This window comes from Bradyrhizobium sp. JYMT SZCCT0428 (assembly GCF_018131075.1).
In the GTDB taxonomy this organism is placed as follows: domain Bacteria; phylum Pseudomonadota; class Alphaproteobacteria; order Rhizobiales; family Xanthobacteraceae; genus Bradyrhizobium.
Genome location: NZ_JAFCLS010000049.1, coordinates 47,041 through 66,076, shown reverse-complemented (window position 1 = coordinate 66,076; position 19,036 = coordinate 47,041). Strand labels below are relative to the sequence as shown.

The following is a 19,036-nucleotide window of genomic DNA, read 5'->3' as shown; positions in this document are numbered from 1 at the left end:
CAGCGCGTACCGGAAACGATTCTGTACGGGGCAGAAACGATCCGCCAACTTGCCCCAAGAATCGCCATGCAGACAGGCACCCCGGCGACGCCGTTCTTCCAGTTCGGTGCCAGTGGCGATCGGCCTCCACTTTTCTTTTTCAACGGGAACTTCGTCAGCGGCCACGCGGGTATGCGGCGGATGGTGGAGCTTTTCGGGCCCGATTGCCACATACTCTCCATCGATCCCCACGGCCTTCGGGGGGAGTCGATTCCGCCGTCGATCGAGAAGATGGCCGCCGACCGGCTGCCACTTATTCTAGAAAGGCAGAGCAGCGGTCCTTTCCTCCTGGGCGGTAAATGCAACGGCGCGATGGTGGCGTTTGAAACAGCCCGCCTGCTGATGGCCGCCGGCCACATGGTTGATATGGTTGCGATGGTCGACCCGCCGACCATCAGTGCCCGTCCGGTGCCGCGGACAATCATCGCACTGATGAAGCCGATAGTCTCGCCTTACTGTCTGCGCTGGACCTATGAACAAATGGCGCGGCTGGAGCGGTTCTTCAAGGCGCCAACGAGCAAGCCGATTACGATAGCCAGGCTGTATAGCACTTTTTCCATTCCCAATAACGAGATTCCGCCGGTGTTATGGGACGCTTATTCATTCGCAATGTCGCAATATCTTCCGGCACCGCTCGAGGTCCCTGTGACTTTTTACGCGGCCGACCACGACGGGCGGGCATGGCGGCATGTCTGTGCTCAACTCGACGTGATCGAGGTGCCGGGGGGACATAGTGACTGCCTGACCATTGGCGCGGAACTGCTGGTCGATCATCTGCGGCCAAGAATTGACGGTCTCGTTGGCGGCGCGCCTTCTGAGGCCGCCAACCCTTAGAGGTTCTCCCGGAAGGGGCCTTACTCTACCGGTAGAAAACCCCCACTGGGTCGGCGGCCTTAGTGCGGTGGTGGTCTCCGCGCCGGGGCCGTTTGCCCATTTGCCAGCACGATCCCGCCAACTAAGGCGGCTTACCGTTGTCTTTTCTCAGCCGACGCCGTCATCTTCAGCCATTCCTCAGAAAGGCGCAGCCATCGTTCTTTGTCGAGCGGGTTGATCGCGCGTTCGGCTTGCTCTCGGCATTCATCCGCTTGATTACGGAATCTGGCTGCGTCGTCTGACATGCCGCTGACCCACACTGGGCGAACGTGACGACCATCAGAGAACGTGCCCGCGTGCTACGCGAAGATCTCGAGGCCAAGGCCGAATAGCCAACAAGCCCGCCGGTTCACGCCGGCAATTGAGCATCCCATTTGCGCTTTCGGCTCCAGCATCTGCCGATGATATGAAGCAGGAAGTCAGCAAAATAGCTTCCGCCTATATTGCTTTGGCAAGCAGGACCCCGCGTGCGTTGCCAGGCTCTACACGAGGGATGGCGTTTCTATCAACCCAGCCGGGAAGCATGACGTCGCGACCGCTTATGCCGGTACTTTCAAGGCGGGTTTTAACAAGCTCAATTCCACGGTCGAAGAGGTGTGGCAGGTCGATAACGATACCCCAGCCGCGGTGGGCAATTCCACATCACCGGCAAGAACGACAAGGGCGATGCGCTGGATGCATCGGGTACTTGGACCGCCGTCTATGTCAAAGCAGACGGCAAATGGAACATCCGAATGCTAACAGCAACTCCGATTCTACCCAAGAAAGACTGATCGTTAAAGCGAAGCGCCCACCTCGCAAGGGGTGGGCGTTACGATCGACCATTCACCACTATGACAGAATTTCGATGGTTGCCGCAGGCCGTAAGGTCATGTTTTACCTCGTGCAGCCACGCCTTGGAAGTGGGAAATTTACTGGCGCGGGTCGGGATGCACGGTTCAAACGATGATGTACGCATGCGGCTTAGTTAGTCGAGGGAGCCGGAAATGCGAATCTAAACCTTGAGGTAGCGGCATCGACGCCGTGTCACGTTCAAACGATCTCCCCTCAACAAATTACGCAACTGAATGTTCGTTGCACACGTCACGACGCAAATTGAGGGTGAGGGGACACGTACCTGCAGCCAACGCCTGAAACGCCGACTGCTCTTCTGCCAAGCGGCGTTCGATGAAGGCGCGCTCTAAGTCTGTCAGGATTGTCTTGAGGAGCCCGCGGTAACGGCTGATGTTATTGCGGTGTGCGCGCAAGCGGGCCAATTGTTCGTCGATCATCGTCGTCATTCCTCTGACGGTCGCCAGCTTTCCTTCGGTAGAGGGGACGGGCCCTCGAGAAAAATTAGGCGAAGGCCGGCTTCAGTCAAGATCCCGCATTTAAATTTTTGCCAGAAATCTCGATCAGAGTTGCATCCATTCCGGGGTAATCCCGACCAAGGCTCTCTGCGTCCCACCTGTCGGCATGAGACGCAATAACAGGCCCGCCGGGGCAGTTATTTTTCTTTGCCCGCGAAAACGGAGCCTTATACGAGGCTGACAATGGCGAGAACGAGTTCGGGGCCGAATTCGCTCGATGCCAGCGCGATCAATATTCCTGCACAGATGGCCAAAATAGCGGTGATTTTGAGAGTAATCATTTTGAAAATCCCCTGTCACTGGGGCGAAACCATTCCCGCCAGCCAGCAATCGGGGAAATACGCGGGGATCAGGGTGGCGCATGTGATTTGCAGCCCAAATGGCTCTGCACGGATTGGAACCGTGCACGCAGTTGGAACGACGTTCCCGGTCGGAGACTTCGGTTACCCGAACGGGATCTGCGTTACTCCGGCACTAAGCGCGGCGGATTTGGGACATACCTACAGTAATTCACGTACAGTTTCTGTTCTGATTGCGCGGCCCTAGCAAGCTCGAACGCGGCGCTACGCATCGGCCTTCAGCGACTTTGGGGTGGATCTCGCCCTGGCCCGGACAATGCACAGACGACCTCTAATCGCAGAGGCCGAGCGTCTCATGGCCACCTCTATCGAAAGATAAGATGTGCCGCTGTCTCGTAATACAAGCAGTCAGCATCATCTTCCTCCGCCCAAGACCTGTTCCTATTTCCACGCATCGCAACGTTCACGGCGTATGACGTGGGGTTAATTCCAGACACAGGGCGCTGTTCCAAGCGGGAGGCAAGCGCCGGAACGAACTCCTGGATCGGGGTCTTGGCTCACATGGGTCTATATTATTTCGGCATTCAAATAGGGAACGCGCCACGGTCCGTTGATGAGGAAGGCGAGCGATCTGCCGACCTCGATGCCGCTCGTGTGGAAGCTGGCTTGGCACTTTGCAACTTAGGGCGCGATCTGATGCGCACTGGGCGGACGGTATCGGAGATCACGATTTGGGTCAGAGACGAGCTAGGCGAGGTAATGCACGCCAAGCTGGAGTTCCGATAAGCCGGCTGAATTGAGACCAAACGATTCGTGGGACCTGGAGGTTCTTCGGCCGGGCGACCGCGCTCCGCCAAACGCGGTCGTTGAGGTTGTGTTGCAGTGAGGAGGCCCGTCTACTGTGGCCTCACTCTGGCGGCTCCGCGATCGCCTTTTCAATCTGGCCGGCGAGTTTTCTGAAGTGGATGGCAAGGCATTCGTATCTTTTGGCGCGTATGGCGACGCTGAAGGCAACGCCACGAGGTTCGGCAGGTCAATCGACCCACATTGGGGAAGGCGGAAGCTTAACAGAGACCTGTGAGCGTCATCGTTACGGGGGCAAAGCTAGGCATTTTAGTTTGCAGCCCAACCAAACCCGAAACGAAATCAAGGGCCCCCAATTGATCCGGTTTGCGCGCATGCCGTTGATAGATCAGGTGATCATCGGGACTCTTAATCATCGGGTCCCAGGTTCGAGCCTGGTGCGCCCACCAATGTCTTCAATAGGTTAGCCGGTTGATCGCTTGTCATTCTGACAAGTCGTCACCTGCTCATTCTAACAAATCCCCTCCCTGCTGCCGTTCGGCAGGCGTGCAGCGGTTGATGCGCAAGATGGGCATCGCGGCGCTGGGACCGACATCTCCAAGGAGCCGCGGTCGTTGGATGAAAGCGCGTTCGCGACGGTTCGTCACCCGCACCGTCCGCTAGAAGGGATGTCTCTCGAACAAGACCGCGTTGGCCATGATCTTCAAGCTCGCGGAGGCCGTTGAGAGAAGCTGGCGCCGTGTCGATGGCCTTAACCGGTGCCGAAAATTATCCTCGGAGTAAGGTTAGCCTACGGAATCGAGGTCGTTAGATCGCAAGCTCAAGCCGCTGCCGCCTGCCCGTTCCGTTACCAAAAATCGGCGATTGCTCTAACGGGGTAATCCGGAAATGTCGGCTGACCGCTCCCAATCTTTGCTAAAATGATGCTTGGCATCCGCAAGCGGGAATCCCCCTTCTTCGAAAATATTGATGCCGCTTTGCCGAGGAAATCCAGTTGAGTTACTCCGATCGACTGACCGAAGCCGAGTTCGCGGCCTTTCGGCCGAACGCCGAGGTGGTGCGGTATCTCGAGGCGACCCGTGAGCGGCTTGGCGTCAAACGGGATGAGATGAACGTCCTCGATTGGGGCAGCGGACGAGGGGAATATGTGTGCTGGTTGCGCGATGCTGGCTACAACGCCTTCGGCGCAGAAATCCGCCGTGAAGCCGCCGACCGGGGCGAGGATCTGCTCAAGGCCCACGGACACGATTACAGCCGCGTGATCACGACCCTTCGAGCGAGCGGCGAGACCGATCTGCCGCCGAACTTCTTCCACTTCGTGTTCACACACTACGTGCTTGAGCACGTCGCTGACCTCGACGCGGTGACGCGCGAGATTGCCCGGGTGACTGTTCCGGACGGATGCGGCTTTCACGTTTATCCCGGCAAACTGCGCCCGATCGAGCCGCATCTGTTCATGCCATTCGTCCATTGGCTGCCCAAGAACCCGACTCGCAAGTGGGCGATCGCAGCTTGCCTCGCCTGTGGAATCGAACCCAAGTGGGACCGGCTTGCGGCGGCATCCTTCGGAAGAAAGGCTCAGGAGTATTACGATTTCGTTCTCAATGAGACGTTCTATCGCCCGATGCGCGAAGTGCGGCACAGTTTTGCCAAGGTGGGGCTCGTGGTCACGCCGGTGGCCGCCGAGCATCCGGCGTTGCGCCGTCTCTCCGTTCTGCCTTCATCGCTCAAACGGGTTGTGGGCCTGGCAGTTACGCTCTTTCAGACGGTCGAAATCCTCGTGCGCAAACCTCCGGCGTCTGGTTTACGAGAGTGGAAGCGACCGACGCTATGAGATGAGATCACAAGAGCGGCGGATTGCTGCGGAATTTGTCGTAACTCGCGTCGTAGTCGAAGTTTGGCACCAAGATCGTGGGCCTTGCGCCAGTGGGTTGCGGCCTTCAGCACGCAGCCATCACCTGCCTCCCGTACGCCACCGCAGCAGGCTGTGTTGACGTGCCGCTATCTTCTGGCGCCCGGTGAAAAGGGTCGATGATGCGACGAAGCTGGTGTGACAAGGAGACCGGCTATGATTCGAGGTTTCAAGGTTCGTGCCGCTGAACGCGATGCTCAGACCGACAGCGAACGGTTCGGTTCGATTTCGGCCGCGATCAGCGCCGCGGTTGCGTCAGTTCAGAAGGAGAGGGACGCGTTGCGTGGGCGAGTAGATGCGGCCCGCGATCTGGCTTCCTTTGCCGCGGGCACGGACTACGAAGAATATCTGACCCGGGATGCCAAAGACGCGTCCATGATCAAGGAATACGAGTCGCAGATGATCGCCGGCGAAAACCGCGTGCAGGAGCTGGAGCGCCAGCTTGGCAGTCTGATCGCTGTTCGGGAAGTTTTCAGTCGCTACTTTCCCGGCGTGCCAGGGTAGGCCGAGGTGAGGGCCGGCGGCGTCTAGAGCGTTTTCGAGCGCAGTGGATACCGGTTCGCGTGAAGAAAACGCGTCAAAACAAGAGTCTAGAGCTCGGTTCTGATTCAATCAGAACCGATAATGCTCTAGGCGGTGTTGCCGGCGTCCACCGTCAGCACAGTGCCGGTGATGTTCCGGCCGCCTTCGCCCAGCAGATACTCGACCATCGAAGCGATGTCGTCGGCCTCGGGCAGGCGGCGCAACGCGCTGCGGCCGGCGATCCGCCGGCGGCCGTCGTCGTCCAGGGACTTGGTCAATTCGGTGTCGACGAAGCCGGGCGCGATCGCGTTTACGGTGATGCCGAGCTTGCCGACCTCGCGGGATAGCGAACGGGTGAATCCGCCGGCCGCTGCCTTGGACGCGCCGTAGACGGACAGGCCGTTGTAACCGGTCGTGGCGATGATGGAGGAGATGTTGACGATGCGCCCGGCGCCGTCGGCCATCATATGGCGCACCACGTATTTGGTCAGAACGATCGGCGACAGCACGTTCAGACGGATCAACGCCTCGATCTCGGAATTGCGCGTGTTGGCCAGCAGCCCTTCGCTGCTGATCCCGGCATTGTTGACGAGGCCGTAGATCGCGCCGAAGGCGTCGCGCAGCTCCTTCACGAAGGTGGGAATCTTGTCGGTCTGGCCGAGATCGAACGCCCTGAAGTGGAGGCGGTCCGCTCCCGCCTCGCGGATGGCCTGTCCCAGCTCCTCGCTCTCGCGGCGCGCGACCGCCACCACATTGTAGTCGCCGGATGCGGCAAGCCTGCGTGCAATCGCAAGCCCGATGCCGCGACTGCCGCCAGTGACGAGGACATTATGCATCGGCGCGCGTCAGTTTGCCGGCTGCCGTGAGATCCAGCCGCTCGACGAAGCGGATCACCGCAGGCACCTTGTATGCTGCCAGCGCGTCGTTGCACCGGCTGAGAATCTCCGTACGGATCGTCTCGTGGCGGCCAGCGTCGGTGCCGTCGGCGAGGACGATGTCGGCGACCACGATGGCACCAGTGATCGGGCTTCTGCGCGACCGCGCGCGCGACATTCGCACGGACTCGTGTCGATTGATCACGGTCTCGACCTCCTCGGGATGGACCTTCAGCCCGCCGATGTTGATGATGCCGGTGCGTCGGCCGACAAAGTAGTAGCGCTCGTCGCGCAGTTCGACCAAGTCACCGGTGTCGACGAAGCCCTCGGCGTCGGTGAGCTGCGGCGCGCCGGAGCCGACATAGGAGCGCGCCGTGCGGTGAGAGCGGATCCGAAGCGAGCCGTCGACGACCTTCATCTCGACGCCGTCGCGGTTCTGCCCGATCAGGTCGGCGGGAAAACCCTCGCGCCCGTCGTTGACCGCGAAACCAACGCCGGCCTCGGTCGAAGCATAGGCATGGCCGATCGACGCATGCGGAAACGCCCGGGCGAGGCCGTCGAGCACCGCCTGGTCGGCGATTTCGCCGGACAGGCGGACATAGCGTGGCGAGAAGTCCGCGACCGCGCTGCTCATCAGGAGCTTGCGCCAATGCGACGGTGTCCCGGAAATGTGGGTGACGCCGCCCGCGCGCAGCCGTGCCACGTGATCGACGGTTGCTTCCTTGGGCTCCGACAGCACCATCGATCCGCCGCCGATCACCGCGCGCAGGAAGATCTGCAGGCCGCCGTAGCGACGGATGTCGTAGAACGTCGCCCAGGTCGCGTTCTGGTAGCGCGCAGCACCGTCGGCGATGATCGCGCCGGCCAGCCCGTCGAGCGTATGGCCGACGATTTTGGGCGGCCCGGATGTGCCCGAGGTCAGCATCAGCCACTCGGTCGCGCGTTCGGTCTTCCATCCCGCACCCGGCCGTTCAGGCAGACCGGCGCCGACGACCAGATGCGCGCCATCATCGCATCGGTGCAGCGGCCTGTCGGTCACGATGGCGTCGATCTCGGCACCCGCAAGCAGGCCCTCGATGTGATCCGGATTGAGGTCGGGCGGGCACAGAAGCATGCGGCGAGCGACGCCGTCGAGCTCGATCATCGCGAGCGCAGACTGCAGCTGTCCCGACGTCGCAAGCAGCACCGAGCGGCCGGACAGCTCGCGATATCTGCCGATCAGACAGCTGTACCCGAGAATGTCGGTCAGCGATATGACGTGCCGGGCATCGGAAATCGTGCGGCCCTTCAGCTCCGGGCCGAGATATTCGCGAAGCGCTAAGACGTCAGGCTGGGACATTCTCGTACGCTCTGATGAATTCGCCGACTGTCGACGGGAAGGCGGCGTCCTCCGCGATGGTGAACGGATCGATGCCGAGATCGTCCTCCAGCCGTGCGACCAGGATCGCGAACGCCAGAGAATCGAACCCGGTGTCCTGCAGCGCCAGATCATCCCGGAGCGGCGGAAGGGTGACCTTTTGCTCTTCAGCGATCTGCTGCATCGCCGAGAAAATCTTCAACTTTACCGACATGAACACCTCACCTCTTCCAAAAAACGGCTCTTCGAGCCGATGCTAAAACCTGATTCCGCCCTCCGCGACGCGCGCGTAGACGGCCCGGTCGATCGAACGATAGGTGCGGGTCGCCGGATCGCGCAGGAACAGCCGGTCGCTCACGACGGAAGGATCAAATCCCTCGCGGATCAACCGCTGCTTGTTCCTTTTGAAGGTCTCGGTGGCGTCGAGTTCCCCGCAGAACCTGACGAAGACCGGAATGGCATAGACCGGGAGCCGGCGCGACAGGTGTTCGGCGAAGATCCCAAGATCGAAATGCTGGTTCACGACCAAGGCCGCCATGCCGGCGCGGCCGTCGGCGCCGGGGACGGCGGCCCCGTAGGTTGAGGCGTCAATAACGCCGGGGCAGTCCCTGATCGCGTCGTTCACCTCGCTGGTTGCGACGTTCTCGCCCTTCCAACGGAAGGTATCGCCGACCCGGTCGACGAAATAGAAGTAGCCCTGCTGATCCCGAAGCATCAGATCGCCCGTCCGGAACCAGGCATCGCCTTCCGCAAACACGTTGCGGAGAATCTTCTTCTCGGTCTCGGCCGGCTCCGTATAGCCTTCGAAAGGTCCGCCGCCCCGATCTGCGGTGCCGATGCGCCCGATCGCCTCGCCGACCTCGCCGTGGGTGCAGGCGATGCAGAGCCCGTCGTCGCCGCGGACCGGACTGCCGCTGTCGGCATCGACCTTCACGATCGAGGCGGGAAAGCGATGCGCCAGCAGCGGCGGGATACGGCCGATCGCGCCGGGTTTTCCCTCGAAGTTGAACAGCGAAAAATTACCTTCCGTCGCGGCGTAGAACTCCAGGATCTGCGGAATCGCGAACCGCTTCGCGAACGCCTCCCAGATGTCGCCGCGCAATCCGTTGCCGACGGCGAGCCGCAGCCCGTGTCCGACCTCCAGCCCCGACGCCGGTGCGTTCAGAAGGTAGCGGCAGAGTTCACCGATATACTGGAAGACGGTGCAGTCGAAATACATGATGTCGTCCCAGAAGTCTTCCGCGGAGAACTTCTCGGCGATCACGACTGAACCGCCGGCGCGAAGCATGCTGCAAGGTGCGACGACACCACCCACCGAATGATGAAGCGGCAGGCAATTGTAAAGGCGGTCGTGGATGGAAGCGTCTGTCAGCCCGGCAAACCATCCGCCCCAGCTGAGGATGCGGCGATGACTGACGTTTACCGCCTTTGGCAATCCCGTGGTGCCCGAGGTGTAGATCAGCAGGGCGCGTTGATTGATCGTGACGTCGCCGCGCTCGACGGAGGACAGCGGGCGTGGATCCGTGCCGGCGAGCGCCGCATCCAGATCGGCGCCAGTGCTGCCGGGACCCAGTCTCCAGATCTGGGGCACGCGATCCAGGTGCGGACGTGCGGCTTCGAACGCATTCATGCAATCGGCGGCAAGAACGATGTGGTCGGCACGCGCGACGTCGATGCAATGGGCAAGGGACCGGCCGACCAGCCGGGTGTTGATTAGCGCCACCGTACCGCCGACGCTGCTGATTCCGAGCCAGCAGGCAACGTACTCCGGCCGGTTCGGCATCAGCAGACAGACGGTGTCGCCGGCGCGGACGCCCAGGCTCCGCGCCCAGCGCGCATATTGGCTGATCCGGGCGCTGAGCTCCCCATAGGTGAAGGATTGGCGGTCCGAGAGCAGTGCAGGGCGTTCGGGTTGCCGTTTCGCCCATTCTTCCACGACGTCGGCGAATAGCCGTTGCGGCTCGGCGTCGATCCGCGAGGTCAGTTCGATGGCCTTCAGCCAGGCTTTGGTGGCAGACGGTCTATGTCGCGGGTCGCCGCTTTCAGTCGCCCGCTGGAGTGCGCCTGCTTTCATGATCTGACCCAGGTGATTTCGATCGTTGCTCGCGCCGACCAGGTCGCGAGGCAGTACAGCTGCGGCGGAAGGCGTGACGAGGCGCACCGGACCGCGCGCGATCTTGCGATCACTGTCGATGAGGTTTCGCTCGATCGCACAAGACGCATCTCTGTCCAACTCCCTTATCCCGTCGCGGGTCCGAGTTGGTTGAGGATCATAACCTCCAGCGTCTTCACCGATTGGAAATTCTCGGGCGTGATCTCGGGCTGGGGAAGGGTGAGATCGAACTCGGCTTCGACCTTGAGCATCAGCGCGACCATATCCATCGAGTCCAGTCCGATATCCACCAGCCGGGATTCCGGGTGGACATCCGCGATGATAGCGTTCTGCGCGAGGACGTGCCTGACGACGGAAAGAACACGCTCTTGGACGTTTGCGGCAAAGTCTTGCATTTCAGCTCCACTCATCGCGTGACGGGGCAGATCATGATGGACGTGACGATACCTGACTGCAGCTCAGGTCAGTAGCTCCACTTCGGGGGTACCCCGCTTGGGAGCACGTTCTCGCTAACATCCACCTTTGCGCCGCCGACTCCGCAACTGCGGTCGGTTAGATTGCCGCCATCGCACTCGCGGAATTCGTCTCGACCCGTCGGGTCTTCGACCATCAAACCATCTAAATGGGAGCTGTTGGGCCATGAATGTGCAGGAAGTCCAGTTCCGCAATCTCGCTCGGGAAGCCGGCCGAGTGCCATTCTCTCCCGATCGCGCTTCGTTCCAGCAGCGGGCTGCCGCCGTCGCGGAGGCCGCGGCGTCGGAGGCCGTAGCGGTCGACCGCGAAGCGCGCTTCCCGCAGAAGGCGATCGACGCTGCACGCGCGGAAAGACTTCTAGGCGCCCAAATCCCGATCGAGTTCGGCGGCGACGGCGCGTCGATCTCCGAGGTGGCCGACATGTGCTACGCGCTCGGACGCGCCTGCGCTTCGGCCGGGATGATCTTCGCGATGCATCAGACCAAGATCGCCTGTCTGGTCCGTCACGGCGCGGGCAGCAGCTGGCACGAAAGGCTGATGCGCCGCGTGGCGGCCGAACAAATGCTCCTGGCGTCTTCGACCACGGAAGGCCAGAACGGCGGAAACATTCGCTTCAGCTCGGCCGCGGTGGAGCACGAGGGCGCCGAGATATCGCTGGTGCGCGACGCGACAGTGATTTCCTACGGCGCCGAGGCGGACGGCATCGTAACCATCGCCCGCCGCTCCGACGACGCCACCGGATCCGATCAGGTATTGTTGGCCATCACACGCGACGACTACACGCTGGAGCAAACTCTCGCATGGGAGACGCTCGGCATGCGTGGCACCTGCAGTGCCGGCTTCAAGCTGAGCTTCAAGGGCTCGGCGGAACAGATATTCCCGGTGGCATACGAGAAGGTCCATGCGCAGACCATGACGCCCGTCGCGCACCTGTGCTGGTCGTCGGTCTGGGCGGGAATCGCGGCTGCGGCAGTGGACCGGGCGCAGCTCTTCATCCGCAAGGCTGCCCGCGGGGCCGGCGGCAACCTTCCTCCCGGCGCGCCGCATTTTACCTCCGCCAAGATGACTCTGACGAAACTGCGCGCCATCATCGCCGCAAATCTCGATTCCTTTGCGGCTCGCGAACATGACGAGCGCGCGCTTTCGTCCATCGATTTCCAGTCCTCGATCAACCTTCTCAAGGTGGAGGCCTCGGAACTCGCGGTCACGGTCGTCATGCATGCGATGCGCGCGTGCGGTCTGTCCGGCTATCGCAACGACACCGATGTCAGTGTCGGCCGCCATCTCCGCGACGTGCTGTCGGCTCCGATCATGATCAACAACGATCGCATCCTTGCCAGCATGGGTAGCGCCACTCTGATGAGCGCCGTCCCGCCGTCACTGCGCGATTGATTTTTTCTCTAGGAAATGGGGTTGATATGAACGTAGCCATGTTTGCTGCACCGGCGGAAGTCACTCAGGCTGAGGCTGATCCGCTGGACCATCTTGCCGACGTGCTGTTCCACAAGATGGGCTCTCCGGGTGTCTATGCCCGCACCGCGCTCTATGAAGACGTCGTGGAGCGGCTCGCGGCGCTGATCACGCGGCACCGCGAACCGGACACCGAGGTGATGCGCTTTCCTCCCGTCATGAGCCGCGCGCAACTTGAGAAGTCGGGTTATCTGAAGAGCTTTCCGAACCTGCTCGGCTGTGTCTGCGGCCTGCACGGCACGGACAGTGAAATCGACGCGGCGGTCAGCCGTTTCGATGCCGGCGGCGACTGGACCATGTCACTTTCACCGGCCGACCTCGTGCTGTCGCCGGCCGCCTGCTATCCGGTCTATCCGATCGCGGCGAGCCGGGGTCCTCTGCCGGCGGGCGGCTTATGTTTCGACGTGGCCGCCGATTGCTTCCGTCGCGAGCCCTCGCGCCATCTCGACCGGCTGCAGTCCTTCAGGATGCGCGAATACGTCTGCATCGGCAGCCCCGACCACGTCTCGGCGTTCCGCGAGCGTTGGATGGTACGCGCTCAGGAGATCGCCCGCGATCTCGGACTGGCCTTCAGGGTCGACTATGCCAGCGATCCGTTCTTCGGCCGGGTCGGCCAGATGATGGCGGTGAGCCAAAAGCAGCAGTCGCTGAAATTCGAGTTGCTGGTGCCTTTGCGCTCCGAGGAGAAACCGACTGCATGTATGAGCTTCAACTATCACCGCGATCACTTCGGCACCACCTGGGGCATTAAGGACGCGACCGGTGAGCCGGCCCATACTGGTTGCGTGGCCTTCGGAATGGATCGTCTCGCCGTCGCCATGTTCCATACCCACGGCAAGTCCGTCGCAAGGTGGCCGACCGCGGTGAGGGATCTGCTCGGCTTCCCGCGGAACGACCGGTAGCCGACGTCGGCATTCGAGGAACTGAAATGCATCAACGAACTCCCGAGGTAGCCCGCGACCGAAGAGCCGAAGGGCCAACCTCCATGAAAAGAGAGACCCTCGCCGTACACGGCGGCTTCGACAACGATCCGACCACCAAAGCCGTCGCCGTCCCGATCTATCAGACCGCCTCGTACGCCTTCGACAGTGCCGACCATGGCGCCGCGCTCTTCAACCTCGAAGTGGACGGCTTTCGCTACACCCGGATCGGCAATCCGACCAACGCGGTGCTGGAGAAGCGCGTTGCCGCCCTGGAAGGAGGCGTCGAGGCGATGAGCGTGGCGTGTGGCCAGGCCGCGGTGAACTATTCGGTGGTCAACATTGCGGATATGGGCAGCAACATCGTCTCGGTCCCGCAGCTCTACGGCACCACACATACGCTGTTCGCGCACATCCTGCCGAGGCAGGGCATCACGGTCCGGTTCTCGGAAGACGACAGTCCGGCGAGCATGGAGAAACTGATCGACGACGATACGCGTGCGGTGTTCTGCGAGAGCGTGGGAAATCCGGCCGGAAACGTTTGCGACATCGAAGCGATCGCCGAGGTCGCCCACAGGCATGGCGTACCGCTGATTGTCGACAACACGGTTCCTACCCCGATCCTGCTCAGGCCGATCGAATACGGAGCGGACATCGTGGTAGAGTCGCTGACGAAGTTCATGGGCGGGCACGGCACCACGCTCGGCGGAATCATCGTCGATAGCGGCAGGTTCCCATGGGCGAAGCATCGCCGGCGTTTTCCGATGCTGAACGAGCCGGAGAAATCCTATCACGGGCTGGTCTTCACCGAGCGCTACGGGGCCGCCGCCTACATCGCTCGCTGCCGCGCCGTCTCCCAGCGGACCACCGGCTCCATCCTGGCCCCCTTTAACGCCTTCCTGCTGCTCCAGGGCATCGAGAGCGTCGCGGTGCGGATCGAACGGCACGTCGAGAATGCCGAGAAGGTCGCGCGGTTTCTGCGCGACGACCGCCGCGTCGGATGGGTCAACTACGCAGGCTTTGACGATAGCCCCTATCACGCGCTGACGCAGAAATATCTGGGCGGCCGCGCGTGTTCGCTGCTGACCTTTGGCGTGGCCGGAGGGTTCGAGGCCGGCAAGAGGTTCTACGACGCGCTGAAACTGTTCAAGCGGCTGGTCAATATCGGGGACGCGAAATCGCTTGCCTGCCACCCGGCATCGACCACCCACCGGCAGATGTCGCCCGAAGAGCAGGAACGGGCCGGCGTGCGGCCCGAGATGATCAGACTGAGCGTTGGTATCGAGCACTCCGACGACATCATCGCCGACCTCGATCAGGCGCTCCGTGCCGCAGATTGAATGCAGGTCAACCATGAAGGCATTCCGATGCCCGTCCTAGTAAATATAGACTCGTACGAACACCACCTTTTCTCAAGAGCACGGAACGGAAGCGGCGCAGAGTCCCCCGGAAACCGGAAGGAATGCCTCGACATCGGGCTGATCAACAACATGTCGGATGCCGCCTTGATGTCCACCGAGCGCCAGCTGTTCGACCTGCTCGGCGCGGCGGCCGGCGAGCTCCTGGTCAGGCTGCATTTCTACACGATGGAGACGACGCCCCGTTCGGACTGGGGGCGCGATTACGTGCGTCGCTACTACCGTGGCACCGACGATCTGCTGAACAGGCGCCTGGACGGTGTGATCGTGACCGGCGCCGAACCGAGAGCCGCCAGCCTGCCGGAAGAACCATACTGGTCCAGCTTCGTCCAAATTATCGATTGGGCCAGGGAGAGCACCGTGTCGTCGGTGTTTTCCTGTCTGGCCGTCCATGGGGCCGTCCTGCACCTGGATGGTGTGGAGCGCCACAAGCTGCCCGCCAAATGCATCGGCGTCTTCGCTCAAACGAAGACGAAAGATCATCCCTTGATGCGCAACGTTCCGGCGACCTTCAGAACGCCGCACGCCCGGTGGAACGAGGTGCAAGAGAGGGCTGTCGAGAGCTGCGGATACTCCGTTCTCACCAAGTCGGCAGAGGCCGGCGTCGACTGCTTCGTCAAGCAACAGGGGAAGAGCCTCTTCGTCAATTTCCAGGGGCATCCGGAGTACGACACCCACAGCCTGTTGGCTGAATTCAGAAGGGACATGGGTCGTTTCCTCCGCGGCGAGAGCGAGGTCTGTCCGACGATACCGAGCGGCTATTTCGCCTCGGAGGCGGAAGAGATTCTGACGGCCTTCCGGCGCAAAGCCCTTTCCGACAGAAGTCCGGAGCTTTTCGCAGATTTCCCGGTCGACCAGCTGGCGAAGGATCTGAGAAACGCCTGGCATCCGCCGGCACGGCGCATATACCGCAACTGGCTGCTGTACATGGCCTCGCAGCGAGCTGGACGCTCAAAGCCGTTTGCCTTCAACGGAAGTTATCGAACGAGGCCCAGGCCTGCCGCGGCGTAGATCATGGATGCGTGCGGGCAACATGGAGAACCGCAGCAACGGCCGCGACCCGCTAGCTGGGCTCTCGCTCGCCGACCTGCCGACGAAGAAGCGGGAGCGGATTGTATGATGGAGTTCGGACCGTGATCCGATGCCGCGAGATAGGACCGGCCGACCATGCTGCCATTGCCGATCTTCTGACGCGTGGCTTTGCCCGCCGTTCGCGCGACTACTGGATGGACGGACTCCAGCGCGCTTCCGTGCGCGAGGTACCCGATGGTTTCCCCCGCTTCGGGTATATGCTCGACCATGAAGGGATGCCCGTCGGCGTTCTGCTGTTGATCTACACGGAACGGGACGATGACGACGGGACCTCGATCCGCTGCAATCTCTCCAGCTGGTATGTGGAACCTGCGTTCCGCAACTACGCCTCGATGCTGACCAGCGTCGCGCAGCGCCACAAGCGCGTCACCTACGTCAACATCAGCCCGGCCTTCTCGACCTGGCGGACCATTGAGGCCCAGGGATTCCGCCCCTATTGCGGCGGCTTGTTCTTCTCCTTTCCGGGGCTGTCGCGTCCGACGAAGAGTATGCGCGTCGAAGTCGTTCAGCAGGGCGCACATGCGGTCGACGGCTTGTCCGACGCCGACGTCGCGCTGCTTGCGCGGCACGCGGGCTACGGCTGCCTGAGCCTGGTGTGCCGCGCGGGCGACGGCCGCGGCTACCCCTTCGTTCTTCAGCCGATGCGCAAACGCGGGATCCCCGTGCCAGCGATGCGGCTGATCTATTGCCCCGATGTGGCCAACTATGTCGCCTGCGCCGGCGCCATCGGCCGCTTTCTGCTCCGGCGCGGCCGGATCCTGGTCGCCCTCGATGCCAACGGCCGCATGAAGGATCTGGTCGGCTTCTACAGGGGAGAGCGCGGCCGCAAATACTTCAAGGGTCCGCGGTGCCCCGGCTTGCCGATCTGTCGGATACCGAGCTGGTGATCTATGGACCGTAACTCTGCTGCCAATGGAGAGCCGTCATGATTCCCAACAGCAAGTCCGTCAGCCATTCGCAGACATGGACATTCTACCAAGGCCAGTGGCACGAGGGCAATGTGCCGATCATGGGCCCACGCACCCATGGGCTTTGGCTCGGCTCGACCGTGTTCGATGGCGCACGCGCCTTCGAAGGCGTTGCGCCCGATCTCGACCGCCATTGCGCCCGCGTCAATCAATCCGCGTTCAACTTCGGGCTCAAGCCGATCGTCGATCTCCAAACGTGGCTGGGTCTGGCGCGCGAAGGCATCGCGCACTTCGCGCCCAATGTCGAGCTCTACGTCCGCCCGATGTATTGGCCGCAGAATGGTGTGGGCGGCGGCGTGCTGTTCGATCCGGAGACAATGGACTGGTGCCTTTGCATCTACGAAGCGCCGCTCCCGAAGCCTGTCGGCAACGCGATCACGCTGTCGCCGTTCCGCAGACCGACGGCCGAATGCGCGCCGGTCGATGCCAAGGCCGCCTGTCTCTACCCAAACTGTTCGCGGGCGCTGATTGAGGCCGCCTCGCGCGGCTTCCAGAACTGCCTGATGCTGGACATGCTCGGCAACGTCGCGGAGTTCGGCAATGCCAACGTGTTCATGGCGAAAGACGGTGTGGTCTACACGCCGGCGGCGAACGGCACCTTCCTGAACGGCATCACCCGGCAGCGGGTCATCGAACTCCTGCGCGGTTCGGGCGTCACCGTGGTGGAGGCCACGCTGCGCTATGCCGATTTCCTTGGGGCGGACGAGATTTTCTCGTCCGGCAATTTTGCCAAGGTTGCGCCCGTCATTCGGATCGATGACCGGCAGCTTACGCCCGGGCCGTTCTACGCGCGTGCGCGCAAGCTGTATTGGGAATTTGCGCACGCGGTAAAGCTTGCGGCGTGATGATGATGACCTTTCAACCGAGATCAAGTCGCATGGCTTTTCGAGTTGCCGATCTACTCGTTGATACTCTGATCGCGCACGGCGTCGACCGGGCATTCAGCGTACCTGGCGAAAGCTTTCTTGCGCTCCTTGACGCGCTGTACGAACGTGACGAGATCGATCTCGTGACTTGCCGCCACGAGGGAAGCGCCAGTCTTGCCGCAGTTGCAGACGCCAAGCTCACCGGCCGGGCCGGCGTGGCGATGGTAAGCCGCGGGCCGGGGGCATCCAACGCGGCGCTTGGCCTGCATGTGGCTTCGCAGGAGGCCATACCCCTCGTACTGCTCGTTGGTCAGGTCGGTACGTTTGAGCTGAATCGCGACGCAGTGCAGGAGATCGACACGGGGCGGGCGTTCAGTGGCCTGATCAAGTGGTCCACCAGAATCGATTCGGCGGCCCAGGTGCCCGAGATGATGGCGCGCGCATTCTCCGTGGCGCTTGGCGGCACGCCCGGGCCGGTGGTGATCGAGCTTCCTGAAGACGTTCTCGAGATGGAGGCGGGTCCGCTCTCCGCCAGGGTTCACGGCGTCGCGCGAGCCGAGCCCAGCCGGGCCGCCGTCGAGCAGGCGACCGTCATGCTTGGCAAGGCGGAGCGACCGATCCTGCTGGTCGGAGGAGAGTGTCGCACCGCGGAATTTCGCAAGGACTTGATCGCGCTGAGCGAGGGCTGGAATTTGCCGGTCGCCGCCACCAACAAGATGCAGGATCTGTTTCCGAACGATCACCGGCTCTGGATTGGGCAGCTTGGCTTCTTCACGTCGCCAGCGCATGTTGCGCTCTTTGAGCGAGCGGATCTGATCGTTGCGATTGGAACGCGGCTCGGCGACCTGTCTTCCCTGGGCTTTCGGTTTCCGCGACAATCGCCGCCGTCTCAGCCTCTGGTTCACGTCTATCCCGATCCGAATGCGATCGGGACCCACTTCCATACGGATCTTCCAATCGTCGCGTCGGCGCATCCGTTCTTGAAATCCTGGCTCGACTTGCCGATCGTGTCGCGCGAGCGCGGTGGGTGGATTGAAGCCGTGGCGAAAACTCGAGAGGCGGTGCACGCATGGCCCGAGTCGGGTATCCCCAGCGCTGATGTCTTCGGGCATGCTGTCGCGGCCATCGCCAGGCGCTTCCCGGCAGATGGTATCGTCACGACCGATTCCGGCAACTTCGCCGCCTGGGTGCATCGCATCTTCCGCTTCCAGCCGTCGGCCCGGCTGCTTGGCTCCGCCTGCGGCGCGATGGGCAGTGGTGTTCCTTCTGCATTTAGCGCGAGCCTTCGTTATCCGAACAATCAGGTGATCGCGTTCTGCGGAGACGGCGGTTTCCTGATGACCGGGAACGAGCTGGCAACAGCCGTTGCCCGCCGGCTCAATATCAAGATTGTGATCTCCAACAACCAATCATACGGCACCATCCGTTCGTATCAGGAGAAAGCGTTTCCGCAACGTCCTTGCGGTACCGACCTGTCCAACCCCGACTTTGCGGCTCTTGCCCGCGCATTCGGCGCGCAGGGCTATACGATCACGAACGCGGCGCAGGCAGCCGAGGTCGTCGCGGAAGCAATGTCGGCCAAGGGCCCCGTAGTGCTCGAAGTTCGATCTGATGTACGCCAAACGCCCGATCGATCCCTCGCTGCTGCGCGCGCTGATGCATCGGAGCGCCGGTAGGCCGTTTAT

The 19,036-nt window shown here is 62.0% G+C and carries 18 protein-coding genes and 2 pseudogenes; 13 read left to right on the top strand and 7 right to left on the bottom strand.

What is annotated here, in order from left to right; all coding sequences use genetic code 11:
• A partial coding sequence (locus JQ575_RS35250; RefSeq protein ID WP_249167122.1) for a thioesterase domain-containing protein occupies positions 1–873 on the top strand: 873 nt, incomplete at its 5' end.
• 131 nt (positions 874–1,004) lie between these two features.
• Here the strand turns inward: JQ575_RS35250 and JQ575_RS35245 are convergent.
• Together JQ575_RS35245 and JQ575_RS35240 are read right to left on the bottom strand one after the other, a co-directional pair.
• The gene (locus JQ575_RS35245; RefSeq protein ID WP_212037812.1) at positions 1,005–1,157 is read right to left on the bottom strand and encodes a hypothetical protein; all 153 of its coding nucleotides are present in this window, start codon (positions 1,155–1,157) and stop codon (positions 1,005–1,007) included.
• A gap of 810 nt (positions 1,158–1,967) precedes the next feature.
• Positions 1,968–2,183: a hypothetical protein gene (locus JQ575_RS35240; protein ID WP_212037811.1), complete on the bottom strand. Its 216-nt coding sequence runs from the start codon at positions 2,181–2,183 to the stop codon at positions 1,968–1,970.
• A 261-nt stretch (positions 2,184–2,444) separates the two neighbouring features.
• Between JQ575_RS35240 and JQ575_RS35235 the strand changes: the two genes are divergently transcribed.
• The 5 genes and pseudogenes from JQ575_RS35235 to JQ575_RS35225 all read left to right on the top strand — a co-directional run bounded on the left by JQ575_RS35235 (position 2,445) and on the right by JQ575_RS35225 (position 5,780).
• The gene (locus tag JQ575_RS35235) at positions 2,445–2,807 is read left to right on the top strand and encodes a hypothetical protein (protein WP_212037810.1); all 363 of its coding nucleotides are present in this window, start codon (positions 2,445–2,447) and stop codon (positions 2,805–2,807) included.
• A gap of 314 nt (positions 2,808–3,121) precedes the next feature.
• Complete coding sequence (locus JQ575_RS46665) at positions 3,122–3,346, top strand: DUF6894 family protein (RefSeq protein WP_409364852.1); 225 nt, start codon at positions 3,122–3,124, stop codon at positions 3,344–3,346.
• A gap of 638 nt (positions 3,347–3,984) precedes the next feature.
• A pseudogene (locus tag JQ575_RS45160) lies at positions 3,985–4,245 on the top strand (hypothetical protein); the annotation flags it as partial.
• 113 nt (positions 4,246–4,358) lie between these two features.
• Complete coding sequence (locus JQ575_RS35230; protein ID WP_212037809.1) at positions 4,359–5,198, top strand: class I SAM-dependent methyltransferase; 840 nt, start codon at positions 4,359–4,361, stop codon at positions 5,196–5,198.
• Between the two features lie 234 nt (positions 5,199–5,432).
• Positions 5,433–5,780, top strand: coding sequence for a hypothetical protein (locus JQ575_RS35225; RefSeq protein ID WP_212037808.1), 348 nt, complete (start codon positions 5,433–5,435; stop codon positions 5,778–5,780).
• A gap of 125 nt (positions 5,781–5,905) precedes the next feature.
• On the opposite strand, the gene JQ575_RS35220 is transcribed toward JQ575_RS35225, so the two are convergent.
• The 5 genes from JQ575_RS35220 to JQ575_RS35200 form a co-directional block, all read right to left on the bottom strand.
• A complete protein-coding gene (locus tag JQ575_RS35220) occupies positions 5,906–6,634 on the bottom strand; it encodes an SDR family NAD(P)-dependent oxidoreductase (protein WP_212037807.1) in 729 nt (242 codons plus the stop codon).
• On the bottom strand, positions 6,627–8,012 hold the full coding sequence (locus tag JQ575_RS35215; RefSeq protein ID WP_212037806.1) for an AMP-binding protein: 1,386 nt from the start codon (positions 8,010–8,012) through the stop codon (positions 6,627–6,629). The genes JQ575_RS35220 and JQ575_RS35215 overlap by 8 nt, the downstream gene beginning before the upstream one ends.
• Entirely contained in the window at positions 7,999–8,244 is a 246-nt protein-coding gene (locus tag JQ575_RS35210; RefSeq protein ID WP_212037805.1) for an acyl carrier protein, read from the bottom strand. Before JQ575_RS35210 ends, JQ575_RS35215 begins: the two co-directional genes overlap by 14 nt.
• Before the next feature lie 42 nt (positions 8,245–8,286).
• The gene (locus JQ575_RS35205) at positions 8,287–10,104 is read right to left on the bottom strand and encodes a long-chain-acyl-CoA synthetase (RefSeq protein ID WP_212037818.1); all 1,818 of its coding nucleotides are present in this window, start codon (positions 10,102–10,104) and stop codon (positions 8,287–8,289) included.
• A gap of 164 nt (positions 10,105–10,268) precedes the next feature.
• A complete protein-coding gene (locus JQ575_RS35200; RefSeq protein ID WP_212037804.1) occupies positions 10,269–10,538 on the bottom strand; it encodes an acyl carrier protein in 270 nt (89 codons plus the stop codon).
• 244 nt (positions 10,539–10,782) lie between these two features.
• On the opposite strand from JQ575_RS35200, the gene JQ575_RS35195 reads away from it, so the two are divergent.
• The 7 genes and pseudogenes from JQ575_RS35195 (at position 10,783) to JQ575_RS35165 (ending at position 19,027) form a co-directional block, all read left to right on the top strand.
• Positions 10,783–12,009: an acyl-CoA dehydrogenase family protein gene (locus tag JQ575_RS35195; protein WP_212037803.1), complete on the top strand. Its 1,227-nt coding sequence runs from the start codon at positions 10,783–10,785 to the stop codon at positions 12,007–12,009.
• Positions 12,010–12,035: 26 nt separating this feature from the next.
• Positions 12,036–12,989, top strand: a complete 954-nt coding sequence (locus JQ575_RS35190) for an amino acid--[acyl-carrier-protein] ligase (protein WP_212037802.1) — start codon at positions 12,036–12,038, stop codon at positions 12,987–12,989.
• Between the two features lie 83 nt (positions 12,990–13,072).
• Positions 13,073–14,347: an O-acetylhomoserine aminocarboxypropyltransferase/cysteine synthase family protein gene (locus JQ575_RS35185; protein WP_212037801.1), complete on the top strand. Its 1,275-nt coding sequence runs from the start codon at positions 13,073–13,075 to the stop codon at positions 14,345–14,347.
• On the top strand, positions 14,348–15,436 hold the full coding sequence (locus JQ575_RS35180; protein ID WP_249167121.1) for a homoserine O-succinyltransferase: 1,089 nt from the start codon (positions 14,348–14,350) through the stop codon (positions 15,434–15,436).
• A gap of 101 nt (positions 15,437–15,537) precedes the next feature.
• Positions 15,538–16,418: pseudogene (locus tag JQ575_RS35175) on the top strand (acyl-CoA acyltransferase).
• Between the two features lie 24 nt (positions 16,419–16,442).
• Positions 16,443–17,330 (top strand): branched-chain amino acid aminotransferase, encoded by an 888-nt coding sequence (locus JQ575_RS35170; protein WP_212037800.1) that lies wholly within the window; start codon positions 16,443–16,445, stop codon positions 17,328–17,330.
• A 32-nt stretch (positions 17,331–17,362) separates the two neighbouring features.
• Positions 17,363–19,027 carry a thiamine pyrophosphate-dependent enzyme gene (locus JQ575_RS35165; RefSeq protein ID WP_212037799.1) on the top strand — a complete coding sequence of 555 codons (1,665 nt, stop codon included), beginning with the start codon at positions 17,363–17,365 and terminating at the stop codon, positions 19,025–19,027.
• Positions 19,028–19,036: the final 9 nt, after the last annotated feature.

Coding starts and splice junctions, on each gene's coding strand:
- JQ575_RS35190 (WP_212037802.1), top strand. CDS start 12,036: ATGAACGTAGCCATGTTTGCTGCACCGGCGGAAGTCACTCAGGCTGAG.
- JQ575_RS46665 (WP_409364852.1), top strand. CDS start 3,122: ATGGGTCTATATTATTTCGGCATTCAAATAGGGAACGCGCCACGGTCC.
- JQ575_RS35220 (WP_212037807.1), bottom strand. CDS start 6,634: ATGCATAATGTCCTCGTCACTGGCGGCAGTCGCGGCATCGGGCTTGCG.
- JQ575_RS35235 (WP_212037810.1), top strand. CDS start 2,445: ATGGCGAGAACGAGTTCGGGGCCGAATTCGCTCGATGCCAGCGCGATC.
- JQ575_RS35180 (WP_249167121.1), top strand. CDS start 14,348: ATGCAGGTCAACCATGAAGGCATTCCGATGCCCGTCCTAGTAAATATA.
- JQ575_RS35215 (WP_212037806.1), bottom strand. CDS start 8,012: ATGTCCCAGCCTGACGTCTTAGCGCTTCGCGAATATCTCGGCCCGGAG.
- JQ575_RS35170 (WP_212037800.1), top strand. CDS start 16,443: ATGATTCCCAACAGCAAGTCCGTCAGCCATTCGCAGACATGGACATTC.
- JQ575_RS35165 (WP_212037799.1), top strand. CDS start 17,363: ATGGCTTTTCGAGTTGCCGATCTACTCGTTGATACTCTGATCGCGCAC.
- JQ575_RS35195 (WP_212037803.1), top strand. CDS start 10,783: ATGAATGTGCAGGAAGTCCAGTTCCGCAATCTCGCTCGGGAAGCCGGC.
- JQ575_RS35225 (WP_212037808.1), top strand. CDS start 5,433: ATGATTCGAGGTTTCAAGGTTCGTGCCGCTGAACGCGATGCTCAGACC.
- JQ575_RS35210 (WP_212037805.1), bottom strand. CDS start 8,244: ATGTCGGTAAAGTTGAAGATTTTCTCGGCGATGCAGCAGATCGCTGAA.
- JQ575_RS35205 (WP_212037818.1), bottom strand. CDS start 10,104: ATGAAAGCAGGCGCACTCCAGCGGGCGACTGAAAGCGGCGACCCGCGA.
- JQ575_RS35185 (WP_212037801.1), top strand. CDS start 13,073: ATGAAAAGAGAGACCCTCGCCGTACACGGCGGCTTCGACAACGATCCG.
- JQ575_RS35200 (WP_212037804.1), bottom strand. CDS start 10,538: ATGCAAGACTTTGCCGCAAACGTCCAAGAGCGTGTTCTTTCCGTCGTC.
- JQ575_RS35240 (WP_212037811.1), bottom strand. CDS start 2,183: ATGATCGACGAACAATTGGCCCGCTTGCGCGCACACCGCAATAACATC.
- JQ575_RS35245 (WP_212037812.1), bottom strand. CDS start 1,157: ATGTCAGACGACGCAGCCAGATTCCGTAATCAAGCGGATGAATGCCGA.